Origin of the sequence: Mycobacterium simiae (assembly GCF_010727605.1) — a bacterium.
Classification (GTDB): domain Bacteria; phylum Actinomycetota; class Actinomycetes; order Mycobacteriales; family Mycobacteriaceae; genus Mycobacterium; species Mycobacterium simiae.
Genome location: NZ_AP022568.1, coordinates 507,088 through 520,400, shown reverse-complemented (window position 1 = coordinate 520,400; position 13,313 = coordinate 507,088). Strand labels below are relative to the sequence as shown.

At 66.5% G+C, this 13,313-nt stretch carries 19 protein-coding genes; 8 read left to right on the top strand and 11 right to left on the bottom strand.

What is annotated here, in order from left to right; translation table 11 throughout:
* Positions 1-37 precede the first annotated feature (37 nt).
* The 3 genes from aftC to G6N33_RS02305 are packed head-to-tail and all read right to left on the bottom strand — an operon-like array spanning position 38 to position 3,807.
* The gene (gene aftC, locus G6N33_RS02315; protein ID WP_044511089.1) at positions 38-1,348 is read right to left on the bottom strand and encodes an arabinofuranan 3-O-arabinosyltransferase; all 1,311 of its coding nucleotides are present in this window, start codon (positions 1,346-1,348) and stop codon (positions 38-40) included.
* A gap of 37 nt (positions 1,349-1,385) precedes the next feature.
* Positions 1,386-2,990 (bottom strand): alpha/beta hydrolase, encoded by a 1,605-nt coding sequence (locus G6N33_RS02310; RefSeq protein WP_044511091.1) that lies wholly within the window; start codon positions 2,988-2,990, stop codon positions 1,386-1,388.
* Positions 2,991-3,027: 37 nt separating this feature from the next.
* Entirely contained in the window at positions 3,028-3,807 is a 780-nt protein-coding gene (locus G6N33_RS02305) for a pyrimidine reductase family protein (RefSeq protein WP_101528228.1), read from the bottom strand.
* A gap of 34 nt (positions 3,808-3,841) precedes the next feature.
* On the opposite strand from G6N33_RS02305, the gene zapE reads away from it, so the two are divergent.
* The gene (gene zapE / locus G6N33_RS02300; RefSeq protein WP_101528227.1) at positions 3,842-4,918 is read left to right on the top strand and encodes a cell division protein ZapE; all 1,077 of its coding nucleotides are present in this window, start codon (positions 3,842-3,844) and stop codon (positions 4,916-4,918) included.
* On the opposite strand, the gene G6N33_RS02295 is transcribed toward zapE, so the two are convergent.
* Positions 4,815-5,363 (bottom strand): GNAT family N-acetyltransferase, encoded by a 549-nt coding sequence (locus G6N33_RS02295; RefSeq protein ID WP_231382717.1) that lies wholly within the window; start codon positions 5,361-5,363, stop codon positions 4,815-4,817. The two genes, zapE and G6N33_RS02295, sit on opposite strands and share 104 nt — an antisense overlap.
* A gap of 47 nt (positions 5,364-5,410) precedes the next feature.
* Positions 5,411-5,935, bottom strand: a complete 525-nt coding sequence (locus tag G6N33_RS02290) for a hypothetical protein (protein WP_044511094.1) — start codon at positions 5,933-5,935, stop codon at positions 5,411-5,413.
* Between the two features lie 130 nt (positions 5,936-6,065).
* Between G6N33_RS02290 and G6N33_RS02285 the strand changes: the two genes are divergently transcribed.
* Complete coding sequence (locus tag G6N33_RS02285; protein ID WP_044513215.1) at positions 6,066-6,392, top strand: DUF732 domain-containing protein; 327 nt, start codon at positions 6,066-6,068, stop codon at positions 6,390-6,392.
* Between the two features lie 3 nt (positions 6,393-6,395).
* On the opposite strand, the gene G6N33_RS02280 is transcribed toward G6N33_RS02285, so the two are convergent.
* Positions 6,396-7,013 carry a hypothetical protein gene (locus G6N33_RS02280; protein ID WP_044511097.1) on the bottom strand — a complete coding sequence of 206 codons (618 nt, stop codon included), beginning with the start codon at positions 7,011-7,013 and terminating at the stop codon, positions 6,396-6,398.
* 101 nt (positions 7,014-7,114) lie between these two features.
* On the opposite strand from G6N33_RS02280, the gene G6N33_RS02275 reads away from it, so the two are divergent.
* Positions 7,115-7,504 (top strand): DUF732 domain-containing protein, encoded by a 390-nt coding sequence (locus G6N33_RS02275; RefSeq protein ID WP_408632757.1) that lies wholly within the window; start codon positions 7,115-7,117, stop codon positions 7,502-7,504.
* Positions 7,505-7,687: 183 nt separating this feature from the next.
* Positions 7,688-8,332, top strand: a complete 645-nt coding sequence (locus G6N33_RS02270) for a hypothetical protein (RefSeq protein ID WP_044511101.1) — start codon at positions 7,688-7,690, stop codon at positions 8,330-8,332.
* 30 nt (positions 8,333-8,362) lie between these two features.
* On the opposite strand, the gene G6N33_RS02265 is transcribed toward G6N33_RS02270, so the two are convergent.
* On the bottom strand, positions 8,363-9,070 hold the full coding sequence (locus G6N33_RS02265; protein WP_081662256.1) for a cation transporter: 708 nt from the start codon (positions 9,068-9,070) through the stop codon (positions 8,363-8,365).
* The gene (gene cmtR / locus G6N33_RS02260) at positions 9,067-9,414 is read right to left on the bottom strand and encodes a Cd(II)/Pb(II)-sensing metalloregulatory transcriptional regulator CmtR (protein WP_044513218.1); all 348 of its coding nucleotides are present in this window, start codon (positions 9,412-9,414) and stop codon (positions 9,067-9,069) included. The genes G6N33_RS02265 and cmtR overlap by 4 nt, the downstream gene beginning before the upstream one ends.
* A gap of 105 nt (positions 9,415-9,519) precedes the next feature.
* Here cmtR and G6N33_RS02255 point away from each other — a divergent pair, with 105 nt between their 5' ends.
* From G6N33_RS02255 to G6N33_RS02240, 4 genes are all read left to right on the top strand, one after another.
* Positions 9,520-10,203 (top strand): GAP family protein, encoded by a 684-nt coding sequence (locus tag G6N33_RS02255; RefSeq protein ID WP_101528226.1) that lies wholly within the window; start codon positions 9,520-9,522, stop codon positions 10,201-10,203.
* A gap of 140 nt (positions 10,204-10,343) precedes the next feature.
* The gene (locus G6N33_RS02250) at positions 10,344-10,676 is read left to right on the top strand and encodes a DUF732 domain-containing protein (protein WP_044511103.1); all 333 of its coding nucleotides are present in this window, start codon (positions 10,344-10,346) and stop codon (positions 10,674-10,676) included.
* Positions 10,677-10,819: 143 nt separating this feature from the next.
* The gene (locus tag G6N33_RS02245) at positions 10,820-11,380 is read left to right on the top strand and encodes a GtrA family protein (protein ID WP_101528225.1); all 561 of its coding nucleotides are present in this window, start codon (positions 10,820-10,822) and stop codon (positions 11,378-11,380) included.
* Positions 11,367-11,720 (top strand): VOC family protein, encoded by a 354-nt coding sequence (locus G6N33_RS02240; RefSeq protein ID WP_044511104.1) that lies wholly within the window; start codon positions 11,367-11,369, stop codon positions 11,718-11,720. Before G6N33_RS02245 ends, G6N33_RS02240 begins: the two co-directional genes overlap by 14 nt.
* A gap of 8 nt (positions 11,721-11,728) precedes the next feature.
* Here the strand turns inward: G6N33_RS02240 and phoU are convergent, their stop codons facing one another.
* The 3 genes from phoU to G6N33_RS27320 form a co-directional block, all read right to left on the bottom strand.
* Positions 11,729-12,403, bottom strand: a complete 675-nt coding sequence (phoU, locus tag G6N33_RS02235; RefSeq protein ID WP_044511107.1) for a phosphate signaling complex protein PhoU — start codon at positions 12,401-12,403, stop codon at positions 11,729-11,731.
* Between the two features lie 3 nt (positions 12,404-12,406).
* A complete protein-coding gene (locus tag G6N33_RS27705) occupies positions 12,407-12,529 on the bottom strand; it encodes a hypothetical protein (RefSeq protein WP_269210880.1) in 123 nt (40 codons plus the stop codon).
* A gap of 292 nt (positions 12,530-12,821) precedes the next feature.
* Positions 12,822-13,079 (bottom strand): hypothetical protein, encoded by a 258-nt coding sequence (locus tag G6N33_RS27320; RefSeq protein ID WP_044511109.1) that lies wholly within the window; start codon positions 13,077-13,079, stop codon positions 12,822-12,824.
* Positions 13,080-13,313 lie beyond the last annotated feature (234 nt).

Sequence of the window (13,313 nt, the reverse complement as noted above, 5' to 3'; positions counted from 1 at the left end):
GCCCGGCTCCGACGCGCTGGTGATCACCGCGTCGCGCTCAGGCTGCGCCGTCAACCACGTCGGGTTCACGCCGGAGCCAGAGCGGATCCAGGCCGTCGGCCAGCCGGTCGTCCGCCTTGGCGTCCAGGTACCGGAACAGCAGGACGGTGAACGCGACGATCAGCAGCAGCGACCAGCCGTAGGTGATCTTCAGATAGTGCAGTGCCCGCCCGTACCGCATGAACCGGTAGATCAGCCAGTCGTCCAGTGTCAGGAAGCCGTAGACACCCAGCCAGGCCGGCCAGTTGCGGATCAGCGAGTTCTGCAGCACCACCGTCATCAGGAACGGGAACAGCATCATCGAGTAGTAGCCCTGGGCCAGCGGCAGCACCAGCCAGGAACACAGCAGCAGCACACCCGAGGAGCTGGTGAACCAGAACAGTGGATCCCGGGTGCGGTAGTAGCGGTACAGCAGCCACAGTGCGCCGATCGTGAGCAGAACGAACAGAATTCGCAGGAACATGATCAGCCAAGTGGGCAGCCCGAAGTACACGCCGTTGCCCTCGATCGAGCTGTTGAAGTAGTCCCGGGTGCCACCGATGTACGGCAGTGTCTTGGTGACAAAGTCCATCGGATCGCTGACCAGTGGCCAGGCGACGACGTTGACGACCACGGGCACGACCAGAGCCGGGACCAGTGCCCGCCACTGCCGGTTGAGCAGGGGCAGCAGCAGCAGCGGACCCAGCACGGGTTTGAGGGTCAGGGTCAGACCGATTGCCAGCCCGGCCCACCACTGATGCCCGACCTTCCCGTCCAGCAGCCAGCGCAGGAACAACACCTCGGCCAGCAGGACGCAGCCGTTGATGTTGGTGAACACCAATGTGCTGGTCACGCTTTCAGTGCAGAACATGGCCAGCAGCAGGGCCGGCGCGGCCACCGACGAGAGCGTGTAGTTGAACAACCGCAGCAGCAGGTACCAGGCGATCAGGATGGCCACGGTGTTGATCAGGATGAACAGATACCGCGACGGGTTGAACGACAGATAGCCGAAGGGCGCCATCAGCAGGGTGCCGCCGGGCGGGTACAGGTAGTGCGGGTCGACGTAGTCGAAGTGCTCGTTGTAGATGTCCCAGCCGCGGCGGAAGTTGAGGACCGCCCGGTAGACCGGCTTGAAGTCGTCGGTGATGTTGCCGTTGAGCGTCAAGATGATGCTGCGGTGCAGGACCGAAAAGATGGCGATCGGCCACAGCGCGGACCGCAAAACCGTCGCCGCGCTGGGCGGTCCGGAGCGGGGACGGAAGGCGGCCAGCACCGAATCACGCAAGCCGGCCCGGGTCGAATCAGCTGCCGTCACCAGCGCACCGTACACCGCAGCGAGGCCGCGCCGACGAAACCCCCCGACCGTGTCAGGCGGGACAGTACGTGTCGGTTCCGGGTAGCTTGCCGCTGTTGAGATAGCCGACGAGCGGCGGAACCGCGCAGGGCGTGTAGATGCTGGCGCCGTGCCCGATGCCCTGCCACATCACCCGCCGGCTGGCCGCGCCGGCGTTGATGACGGTGGCCGCGGTCTGGGCGACGCCTTCGTTGCCGACGATCGGGTCGTTCTGCACGCCCAGCAGGACGACGTCCACTTTGAGGTCCTTCGGCGGCGCCGGCGGCGAGATGGTGGGCCAGTGTACGCACTTGACCAGGTTGAGTGCGGCCACGGTGCCGAACTGCGGATAGAGCTTGGCCCAGGCGACGACGAGTTCGCGGATCCGGTCCGGGGTCGGACGGTTGATCGTGTCGCTGCAGGAGTTGACGAACTGACCGTCGGTGTCGCGGGTGGCATCGGCGTGGTTGATCAGGCTGGTCAGCTGGTTGACATCGCCGGAGCGGGCGGCGGCCAGCGCGTTGGCCAGGCTGGTCGTCGCGTTCACCCGCGCGCCGGACGGGAAGCCCAGCGCGATGGTGATGGCGTTGACGAGCTCGGCCAGCGAGGCGCCGCCGGGGCCCCGGCCGGCCCGGGCGTCGGACAGCAGGTCGTTGACGGCGCCCTTGGGGTCGGCGCCCAGCGCGCAGTTCACCGCCACACACTGGGCGGCGAACGCGTCGAGCGCCGCCTGCTGGCCCTTGACTTGCTGCTCGGCCGCCGCTTCGGCATTGACTCCCAACGCGACCGGGGAGTCGAGGATTAGTCGGGCGACCTTGTCGGGCCGGGACGAGGCGTACGCCAGCGCGACCTGAGCGCCGTTGCCGATGCCCAGCAACGCCACCGACGGCACGTCCCACAGGCTGCGCAGCCGTTCGATGTCGGAGGCGGCGTGGGAATTGTCGTAAGCACTGTCGCCGGGCGCGATCGCGTCGGTGCAGTTGGTCGTCGCGGTGTTGGAGATGTCGGACAGATTGGCGACGGGGTCGTCGCCGCTTTGGAATTGCGCCTGATCGCGCATCGCCTGACGGTCGAAGTGGTCCCGGCAGTCGATCGGGCTGGACATGCCGATGCCGCGGCGGTCCACGGCGACGATCGGGTGGGCAGCCAACACGTCGCCGCCGGCCTGGGACAGCCACACCGGCAGCTGCTGCGACGACGGCAGGTCGGAGCCGGTGGTGAAGACGACGGGTCCGGCGTCCTTGGGTGTCTGACCGGACCGGGCGCGCACCACGCCGATGCTCACGGTTCCCGAGCCGCCGTTGACCGGATCGAGGTCGGCGTCGTAGTTGGCGCAGTCCAGTTGTATCCCGCCGGGTGCGGGCCGGATGCCGGCGTCGGTGAACACCTTCGAGGTGCAGTCGCGCCAGGGCAGATCGTTTTTGGGCGCGGCGATCGGCGGCGGGCCGGCCGGCGGCGGTTTGGTGGGGGCCGCGCCCTGGGGCCGTGCGCCGGAATTGGTCACGAAGCGCGGATCGGCGGGCAGCACCGGGATGCAGGCGCTCAGCAGCGTGGTCGCGACGACGGTCAACACGACGGTCAACGGGAGCAGCGCCGCTGCGGACCTGTTGTGCCGACTCATGCCGACTACAGTAGCCATCCCGCGTGGTCTGGCCCGGTAGGGCACGATGGCCCGGCTAACCCCGCATGTAGCGCGTGTACAGGTAGCCGGCCGCATCGGTCAGGATGTGGCTGCGGCTCATGGACGTGAGCGCGTGACCGGGACCCGTCGCGATGCGGGGTGCCTGCCCGCCGACGAGGTAGGGCGCGATGGTCAGGCACAACTCGTCGAGCATGCCGCGCCGCATCAGCGAGCCGAGCAGCATCGGGCCCCCCTCGGTCAGCACCCGGCGCATGCCGCGGTCCCGCAGCACGGCCAGCACGGCGGCCTCGTCGACCTTGCCTGGGTCCACGCCGGAGCAGTCGACGACCACGGCCAGGTCGCCGAGCAGCCGGCGGCTCTCCTGCGCCGCCGCCCTGCAGGTGAGCACCAGCGGGGGCACCTCGGTCCGGGTGAAGACGCCCATATCCCGTTCCAGCCGGCCGGATTTGCTGACGATGGCCAATTGCGGCACCTCGCTCTGCCCGCGGGCCTGCCGGCGCTGGCGTTCGGCGATGCCGGCGTGCGCGCCGGAATAGCCCTCTACCCGCACGGTGCCCGCGCCTACGACGATGACGTCGGCGAGTTCGCGCAGCAGGAAGAAGATCAGCCGGTCGCCGGGTCCGGCCATGGGGCCGGTCTTGCCGTCGGCGGCGGCCCCGCCATCGATGCTGGTGATGAAATTCGCCCGCAGCCACATGTCGTCGCCGTCCGGATAGGCGTAGAGCTGGGGGAGTTCGCCGTCGCCGACCGCGCGCCCCGATTCGAGCAGGGTCAGTACGGTCTCGACGGCTCTGCCGGTGCCGGAATCGGCCATGAGGACGATTGCAGCACGCCGTTAGGATTTTCGCATGCACGGGTCCACCTCGACGGGCGACAGCGCGCGTGTACAACATCTGGTGGACCGGCATCCGAGCGTGTCGCCGGAACGGCTCATCTCCCAATTACGGCCGCCCCCAACGTTTTCCGATGTGAGCTTTGCCACCTATCGCCCCGACCCGGCCGAGCCGACCCAGGCTGCCGCGTTGCAGGCATGTCAGGACTTCTGCCGCGCGGCCGAACAGCGGCGGGCTGGGCGGCGGAAGTTTTTCGGCCGCCGCGAGGCGTTGCCCGGCGTGGGCATCTACCTGGACGGCGGGTTCGGCGTGGGCAAGACGCATCTGCTGGCCTCGGTCTACTACCAGCTGCCCGGGTCGGGGCCCGGCGTCCCGGATCAACCGAAGGCGTTCGCCACGTTCGGCGAGTTGACCCAACTGGCCGGGGTGTTCGGTTTCACCGAATGCATCGAGCTGTTGGCCGATTACACGGCGGTGTGCATCGACGAGTTCGAGCTGGACGACCCGGGCAACACCACGCTTGTGTCGCGGCTGCTGTCGGCGTTGGTCGAGCGGGGTGTGTCGGTGGCGGCCACCTCCAACACGTTGCCCGAGCAGCTCGGCGAGGGCCGCTTCGCCGCGCAAGATTTCCTACGCGAAATCAATACGCTGGCAAGCATTTTCACCACGGTGCGGATCGACGGCCCGGACTACCGGCATCGGGGTCTGCCCCCGGCACCACCGGCGGTGTCGGACGAAGAGGTCGCCACCCGGGCCGCCGGAACCGACGGCGCGACGCTGGACGACTTCGACGCACTGTGCGCGCATTTGGCGACCATGCATCCGTCGCGCTACCTGACCTTGATCGAGGGCGTGACGGCGGTGTTCCTCACCGGCGTACACGGCATCGACGATCAGAACGTGGCGCTGCGGCTGGTGGCGCTGACGGACCGGCTCTACGACGCCGGCATCCCGGTGTTGGCCTCGGGGGCGAAGTTGGACACCATCTTCAGCGGGGAGATGCTGGCGGGCGGCTACCGGAAGAAGTATCTGCGGGCCACGTCGCGCCTATTGGCGCTGACCGCTGCCGCTCATCGAGTTCCCGAACCATGACGTAGTCGTTTTCGATCTGGGCGCCGACCTGAAATGTTCTGGTGCCGTTGATCCTGAATCCGCATTTAGCGTAAAAGCGTTGTGCTCGTTGGTTTTCCCGGTTCACTCCGAGCCAGATGCGACGAACGCGCCAGTCCCGGGCGATGTCCAGGGCTCGCTGCATCAGCGCCCAGGCGATTCCCGAGCCGTGCTGGTCGGGTAACACGTAGATCTTCGACAGTTCGGCACATGCATCGGCGTTGTCGTGAATGATCATGGCGTAACCCACCATTCGTCCGGACTGCGCCGCGGTGATGACGGCCCGGTCGGGGTCGGTGAGGTACTGCGCAAAACGCTCAGTCGAGAGGTTCGCAGCGATGAACGACGCGATGTTCTCCGCGGCCGCCGTGGGCGGGCACGCCAGCGGAAACGTCAGGGCGGCAACTCGGGCCAGTTCGTGGGCCAATTCGTCGGCCTGACCGGGCTCGGCCGTGGCGAGCTGGACGTCTGGTTTCAGAGGTTCCACTGTGCCAGGTGATGGCCCGTCTTGCGGTCCAGCAACACCACATTGGAGACCGGGTCGCGATAGGCGTCCCAGTACACCCCGCCGCGCACGATCGCTCCGTTCGGAGCGTTGACAAGCACGTTGTCCAAGTCGTCGGGGGCGTCAGTGGTTCGCGGTTTGTAGGCGTCGGCGTAAGGAGTCACCCCGGTGAAGCTGAACGCGGTGGCCATGATGAACGGATTGGGCACCCGGACCGCGCGCACGGTCACGTCGGCGCGGTTTGGGGTGCTGCCGGGGAAGCTTTTGATCGGAACGCCGCTGCGGGTGTAGCCGAATCCGGGTGGGGGGTCGCACGGGGCCACGCTGCTGACCGTGACGTCGGCGACGTAAGTGCCGGTATCCACCCGCAGGGTGTCGCCGATGTGCCCGATCGGCGCGTCCCCGGCCCACGCGCGCGGGGCGGCCACATCGGTTGCGGTGTGGGTAGCGGCGGCGATCAGCACGGTGGACAGGACGATCAGCCAGCGGCGCATCTTCGAATAATCGCACACCGTTGGCGGGGAACGGCAGGGGTTGCGGGCGTGGGCCGGTGATCGGGTGGCGCCGGTCGACCTGCCGAAAAGAGATGCGGATCAGCTGCGGGTCTGCAACGATCAGAGGGCTATGGAACGCCTCTTGATGCTGGTAGCCGCCGTCGCCCTGGTTGGCACGGCCGCACCCGCGCACGCCGATGGAATGGACGACCAGTTCCTGGCTGCGTTACAGGCGACCGGCGTCACCTATCCGGATCCCGCCCGGGCGATCGCGGCGGGCAAGTGGGTGTGCCAAGCGGTCGGCCAAGGCACCCAGATGGTGGATGTGGTCAGGACCGTCCAAGACCGCAATCCGGGACTTCGCGAGGAGAATGCCGCCAAGTTCGCGGCGATCGCGGCCACCGCGTATTGCCCGGGTGCCTTGCCGCACACCAGCGTCGGCAACGGACCCCAATAACCGCTACCGCGGGGCCGCGCCGGGTTGGCCGCCGGGTTGTGCTGCGCTTGCGCGTCCCGGTCCGGGTGCTCGGCCCAGCTGCAGCGGACCCATTCCGGGGATGCTGCGCGGGGGAGTCGTCGGGCTGCGTCGTTTTCGCCAGTGGCCGGCACTGGAGATGCGCCAATCGGCCGCCCACCGCCACTCGTAGACCTCCGAGGTGCCGAGGTTTGAGGCCAGTGCCGCCATGCGTAGGTTGGCGTCCTCGGCAGCGATCCAGGAGGCAATGACCCAGATGTGGTCGAGTTCGTCTTCGGGGACCTCGAATCCCCACGACAGTTCTTCGTCCGCACAGCCCATTGACGACCGCAGCGCGGGTTTGGGCGTGGACACGTCGAACGGGTGGCCGTCCGATTCGAGATCGAGTCCCACCTCGTAGCGCACCGCGGGACCGACCATTCGCAGGCTCACCTGCAGGCGCGTCACATTCTTGCGGCGCGGGGTGAGGCGATCGATGGCCAGCACCACGCCCTTGGCGCCCGAGCGTCTGCGGCGTGCCCGCAGGTGATTCCAGGTGGCAATCAGCCCGACCACCGCGAGGATGCCGACAAAAACGTCCAGGACAATCAGGATGGCTGCCACATCGTCCTAGCCAACACCATTTGAACTTCTGCCGCTCGGGGGACTCGGCGGGTGCAGCGGCGGGGAAACTCTGGGAGAATCCGGAAGTTATGAGAGGCCTGATGACGCTGCTGGCGGTTGCCACGAGGGTTGCCTTGGTTACCTCGGTTGCCTTGATTACGTTGGCGATTCCGGCGCATGCCGATCCCAGCCCAAGCCCCAGTCCGGCGCCTGACCCCGCTGCCGACGCCTTGTTCCTCAGCGAACTCAAAGACGCCGGGCTGACGTTCCAGGACCCGGCCGCCGCGATCGCGGCGGGCAAGACGGTGTGCGAGCTTGTCGACTCGGGTCACTCGGACCAGGAGATCGTCAACAACCTCCAGCTGCGCAACCCGGGATTCACCGGGACCGGCGCGGCCAAGTTCACCGCCATCGCGGCCGGCTCGTACTGCCCTAAGTATTTGACCGGCGAGGGGCGCGGTCCCAAACCCGAAGGCGCCGTCGGCGACTGAGAGTCGGCAACCGCGCGAGCGGTTGCGGCGCGGCTACGGGGCGTGCTTTCCGCCGCCGCGGCTTCCCGCCCTGCAAACCGCTGACGCGGGGATTTTTTTGCCGGTTTACTTCCGGTTCCTGCGATGATCCGCTATGTTGCGCGAGACGCTGGCAAAGTTCGACGACGCGCGGAGGAGTCCATCGTGAAGCGGTTATCCGCAGTTGCCCTGGCGGCAACTACCCTCGTCGTCGGTGCGGCGCTGCAGGGATGTGGTGGCGATAACGCGGCCGGCCCCTCGTCGTCGGCGAAGTCCTCGACCTCGTCGACTTCCGCGGCGTCGTCGTCGCCGCCGGCCACGTCGAGCAGTGCTTCCGCGCAGCCATCGGATTTCAGCAATCTGCTGATCAAGCCCACGGACATCGTGGTGCCGGGCGATAGCTTCGGCCCGCCCAAAAAGCGGCAGCTGACCGACCCCGCGCCGGGCATCGAAGGCGTGTTCACGAACCAGAGCGGCTCGCGCAGCATCGTCGACTCGCTGCTGGTCTATCCCGATCCCGACACCGCCGAGCGGGACCGTGACCCGCTCATCAAGTCCTACACCGACCCGCAAACGGGCGCCATCAAGGGCGGCACGCAGGCACCGGCCGACGTGGGCATCGGCGGCACGATCATCTCCGGCCCGTCGGCCGACGGTGCCAAGTCGGTGACGTCGGTGATCTTCCGCGAGGGCAAGGTCATCGCCCTGATCGAGTTCGAGGGCGCGCCGAACGACCCGGTACCCCCCGATATCGCGCTCGATGTGGCGCGCAAGCAGGATGTCGCGGTCAAGTCCGGGCTGCCTGCCTGACCATCACAAGCTGACGAAAAGCCACCTGGATCAGCAGCAGTGTTTGCCGCGCCAGGCGGTGCGGCCCTCCTTGACGGCCACGGCGGCGATCACCAGCGCCACCACCGGGTCGGCCCACGACCAGCCGAACCACGCATTCAGCAGCAGACCCACCAGCAGCACGCCGGACAGGTAGGTGCACAGCAGTGTCTGGTTGGAGTCGGCGACCGCGCTGGCCGAACCCAGCTCGCGGCCGGCACGCCGCTGGGCCACCGACAGCAGCGGCATGACGACCAGCGAGACGGCCGCCAAAACGATTCCCGCGGTAGAAGATTCAGCGGTCTGTCCGCCGGCTAAGGACCGGATCGACTCGACCGTGACGTAGCCGGCTAGAGCAAAGAACGACGCCGCGATGATCCGTAAGGCGGTGCGCTCACGCGCTTCGGGGTCGCTGCCGGAGAACTGCCACCACACCGACGCGGCCGAAGACACCTCGATCAGGGAGTCCAGCCCGAACCCGATCAACGCCGCCGATGACGCCGCTGCGCCGGCCGTGATCGCGACAACCGCCTCCACGATGTTGTAGGTGATGGTCGCCGCGGTGAGCAGGCGCACGCGTCGCGACAACACCGTGCGGCGTTGTGGTGCAACGGTATTCGTGCTGGACGTGGCGTGGCGGCCGTCGTTGCAGCAATCCGGGGTCCGCCCGGGCAACGACAACGGATGTTCGGCCCGGCGCGCGGCGTCCCGGTCGTTCATCGCTGGGTGACCGCCCTGGTCGGTGACGGCTCGTCGAGGCACTGTTCGTCGGTGTCGACGGCGAGTACAACCTGTACCAGTTCACGGAGCGCGCGGGCGAGGTGTACGTCGGCCAACGCGTAGCGAACCTGCCGCCCCTGATAGGTGGCCACCACCAAGCCGCAGCCGCGCAGGCACGACAAATGATTGGAGACGTTCGACCGGGTCAGCTTCAGCCGGGTCGCCAGTTCGCCCGGGTACTGCACGCCGTCGAGCAGTGCCACCAAAATCCGGCACCGGGTGGGATCGGCCAGGGCGCGTCCGAGCCGGGCCAGCGCCGCTTCCCGCGTCTCACAGGTCAGCATGCGCAGAACATTACAGCCGCTACTGAATTGACGGAAGACGGTCTTGCTCTTGGCGCGGCGCCCGCGGGCGGTCATGGGGTTGATGCAGTAACTTCGGGTGCGATCATGGAAGCTCTTTTGCTGGCGCTCGCCGGTCTGGCCTTCCTCGACTCGCTGAATGTCCTCAACGTGGGTGTGGTCTCAGCTGTCGTCTACGCCAGCCGACTCGACCGCCGTTCGCCGGTTCCCGGCGGCGCCAGTTTCATCGCCGGCTTGTTCCTGGTCACCACCACGTTCGGCGTCTGCACCGTCCTCGGGCTGAGCGTCCTGACGCACTGGGTCGACTTCAAAATCACTCCTGCGCTTCGGTTTTGGTGTCAGCTGCTGCTGGGTGTGGCGCTGATGTGTCTGGCCTATTTTCCGCTGACCGCGCAAACCTCGGCCCCGGGCTGGGCGCTGGCGGCGATGCGCCAACGGCCGTGGCTGCTGGGCGTCCTCGGCGTCGCGGTGGGCACCGGCCAGGCGCCGACCTCGATCCCGTACATCACCGGGCTGGCCACCCTGGCCGCGGTGCACCCACGACCGACGGCGTGGCCCCTGCTGATTTACGCCTACTGGACGCTGGCGCTCACGCCGTCGGCGCTGATTCTTTTTCTGGCGACTCGAAAGAACAAGCGGGCGGTGCGGATCCAGCGCGCGATCGTGCGCGGCCTGAATCGTTACGCGCCGATATCGGTGCGCATCATGTTCCTGGTTGTCGGGGTTGGACTGGTGGCCGATGCCTTACTCTTCCGCAGCGTGCTGTGGTGACGCTAGCTTGACCGGTGGGCACCCCAGCCATGCTCACCATCGCGGCTTGGCCCACTACTGTTGCTACATCCGTCCGTCGGGACGAACCGTTTGCCCGCCGTTCACTCAGAAGTTCGTTAGCGATCCTATGCTCATGGTCCATGAAAGCAGCACTAGCAGCGCCACTTATCGCCCTTCCCGCACTGCTGTGTTCGGTACCGGCCGTCGCCAATGCAGACCCGGCCAATACACCCGACTACATAGCGTATCTGGACCAAAATCACATCAAGTACAGCAGCCAGGAAACGATCGTCCACGTGGGCACCAACCTGTGCAATCAGCTGCGCAACAACATGCTCCCGCCCGACCAAGCCCTGATGCGGATTCAGAACATGGGCTACAGCAGCCAGCAGACGAAGGTGATCGCCTTCGCCGCGGTCGAGGCGTTCTGCCCGGACATGGACATCGACGCCCAGCAGGCAGCCAAGTCGTAACCGGCCCATGGCGGTTGCCGCTTTTTTGGTGACCGTGATGTTATGTGCGCCAAGGTTTGCTGAGCGCGTTGTGACGCACTCGGTGTGGGCGCAGTTGGCCGACTGATCACGTGGCGGCTACCTGGTCATGGCACGGTAGCCGCATGCTGGCCGAATCGGGGGGCAGACCGTCGCGGACGGTGGACGCATTCCACAAGTGCTGCGCGGCGGTCGTCGCCCGGCTGCCGTTCGGTCTCGCATCCCTGGTCGCTCCGACGTTCCTGGGCTTCTGCGTGATCAACGGCATCACCTTCGGCCTAGACCTGGGCTTGCTCACGATGTTGCGCAGCGGCTTCGGCGTGCCGGTGCCGGTCGCCGTCACGGTCGCTTACGTGTGCGCGTTCGCGCTCAGCTACGTGCTCAACCGCACGTTCAACTTTCGTTCCCATGCGGCCGTCGGCCCGCAGGTCGCGGTGTACGCCGTCGTGGTCGTGGTGAATTACCTGGCTTTCATCCTCGGGACGACCAGTGTCTTGGCGGCCCTGGGTGTCCAGTATCAGGTGGCGCGACTGGCGGCGGGGTTGTGCGAAGCGGTGTACATGTACACCGCGATGCGGTGGGTGGTATTTCGCCGACGCCAGGTTCACCCGGTGCCCACTGTGCCTAATGTGCCTAACGTGGAGGCACTCAGAGCAGAGGAGCGGGCGCCTAGTGAGCGAGCATGAAGTCAAAATGATCATCTTGTCGACCGACAATCTGGACGAGTCGATCACGTTCTACAGCGAGACATTGGGCATGCCACTGAAATTCCGCGACGGCACCCACTTCGCGGCGCTGGACGGCGGTCCGGTCACCCTCGCGCTGGCGACGGACGTGGATCACCCCATTCCGGGCCGGGTCGTCGTCGGCATCAAGACCGCCGATGTCGATGCCGCCGCGAAGGCGGTGGAGGCCAGCGGCGGCGCGATCGTGAAGGGGCCGTACGACGACGCCCACGAACGTCGCGCGGTGGTGTACGACAACAAGGGCAACGGTGTCGTTTTCTATACGCCGTTGGCGCGCTGAAGGATTCGTCACGCGCTCTGGTTGCGCCCCACGCGAGGCACGGCGACCTGAGAACCGGTGGCCTGGAAGATGACCCGCTGACCCACCGTCACGGCATGGTCGGCGAACCGCTCGTAGTAGCGGCTCAGCAAGGTGACGTCGACCGCTGTGGTGACGGTGTGCGACCACTGCCGATCCATCACGATGGTGAACGCCAGTCGGTGTAGCTCGTCCATTGCGTCGTCGTCATAGGCGAGCTTGGCGGCGTGGTCCGCATTCACCGACAGCACCACTTCCGTGGCGCTGCGGCTGAGATCGACTGCGATGCGCCCCATTTCGGCGAAGTGAGGTTTGATGTCGTCGGGGATCGCGGAGGAGGGGTGCCGGAGCCGGACGGTATCGGCGACGTGCAGGGCCAGGGCCGCCATCCGGTAGACGTCCGCGGCGTTTTTCAGGCTGCTCAGCACCGCGCGGAGATCGCTGGCGACCGGAGCTTGCAGCAGCAACAGGTTGTAGGCGGCGGTCTCTGCCTGGTTGGACCGCGTGATGAAGTCGCGGTGGGCGCTGATGACGGTTTCGGCAAGCACAATGTCGGCGCTGAGCAGGGCTTCGGTGGCCCGAGCCATTGCGGTGCCACTGCGCTCGCAGATGTCGGCGATGCTGTGGCTCAGGGCGTCGAGCTGATGATGGAACGCGGTGCGCATGGTCTAGCGGCTCGGTTCGGGGGACGGCCAACCGATGGCCTCGAGGCGACGCTGTACCCGATCTCCGGGCGGGTAGCCGGCCCGGACGAACTCCAGCATCTTCATCACCAGGTCGGCGAGGCTCATTCTCATACCCATAGCACCGCGAATGCCACCGTCGGACCGGCCTAAACATGAATGCTTGCCCACAAGTTGGTTGCCCCTCGGATAGCTTGTTGGTCCGTCTGACCTGCGGCGATGCGGACAGCGCAGGGGGCGTTGCTGGGTCTGTGCCAGAAGTTGCGAAAACGACACGCAAAGCGAGGGTGAAAGCTAGCATCATTCAATGGCCGACGAGGCGGCCATCGGGAGGATCCCCGGTGGCCGCTTCACTAATGTGTGGGCCGAACCGGGTTGTGAGTTCGCTTGTCTCCCAGCGTTACTGGGGTGGGTCGTAGAGTGTGCCCGGTGTTCCCGGCGGCGGCGGATTGGGCATCACCCAGTTGCACGGCACCCAGGTTCGATAGGCGATCCAGGCGCACTGCTGTTCCTTGGTCAGGCCCGGAATTCCCGCGGGGGCCGGCGCCGGACCCGGCGGCGGGGGCGGAATTTCGGGGTCTGCGTAGGCCGGCCAGGCCGAAAGTCCGATGACCGTTGTCGTGGCCAGCGCCGTGAGAAAACGTCGAATGTGATTCATCGCGAACCCGACTCTCTAGACGATGCGGGGATCGTAACGCTGACGACGACGGCCCGGTAGTCCCTCATATCGGCAGCTCGCAGGCGGTCACCCGCCGCGCCGCTAAGCGTCGACCCGTGGATGTATTCACGTGCGGATTTAAATAATCCTGGCGGCGCGACGAAATGATCTTGAATATCCACCACCTGATCTTGATTTGCTCAGAATTGCGTCTTGACGCGGCTGAAAATTTGT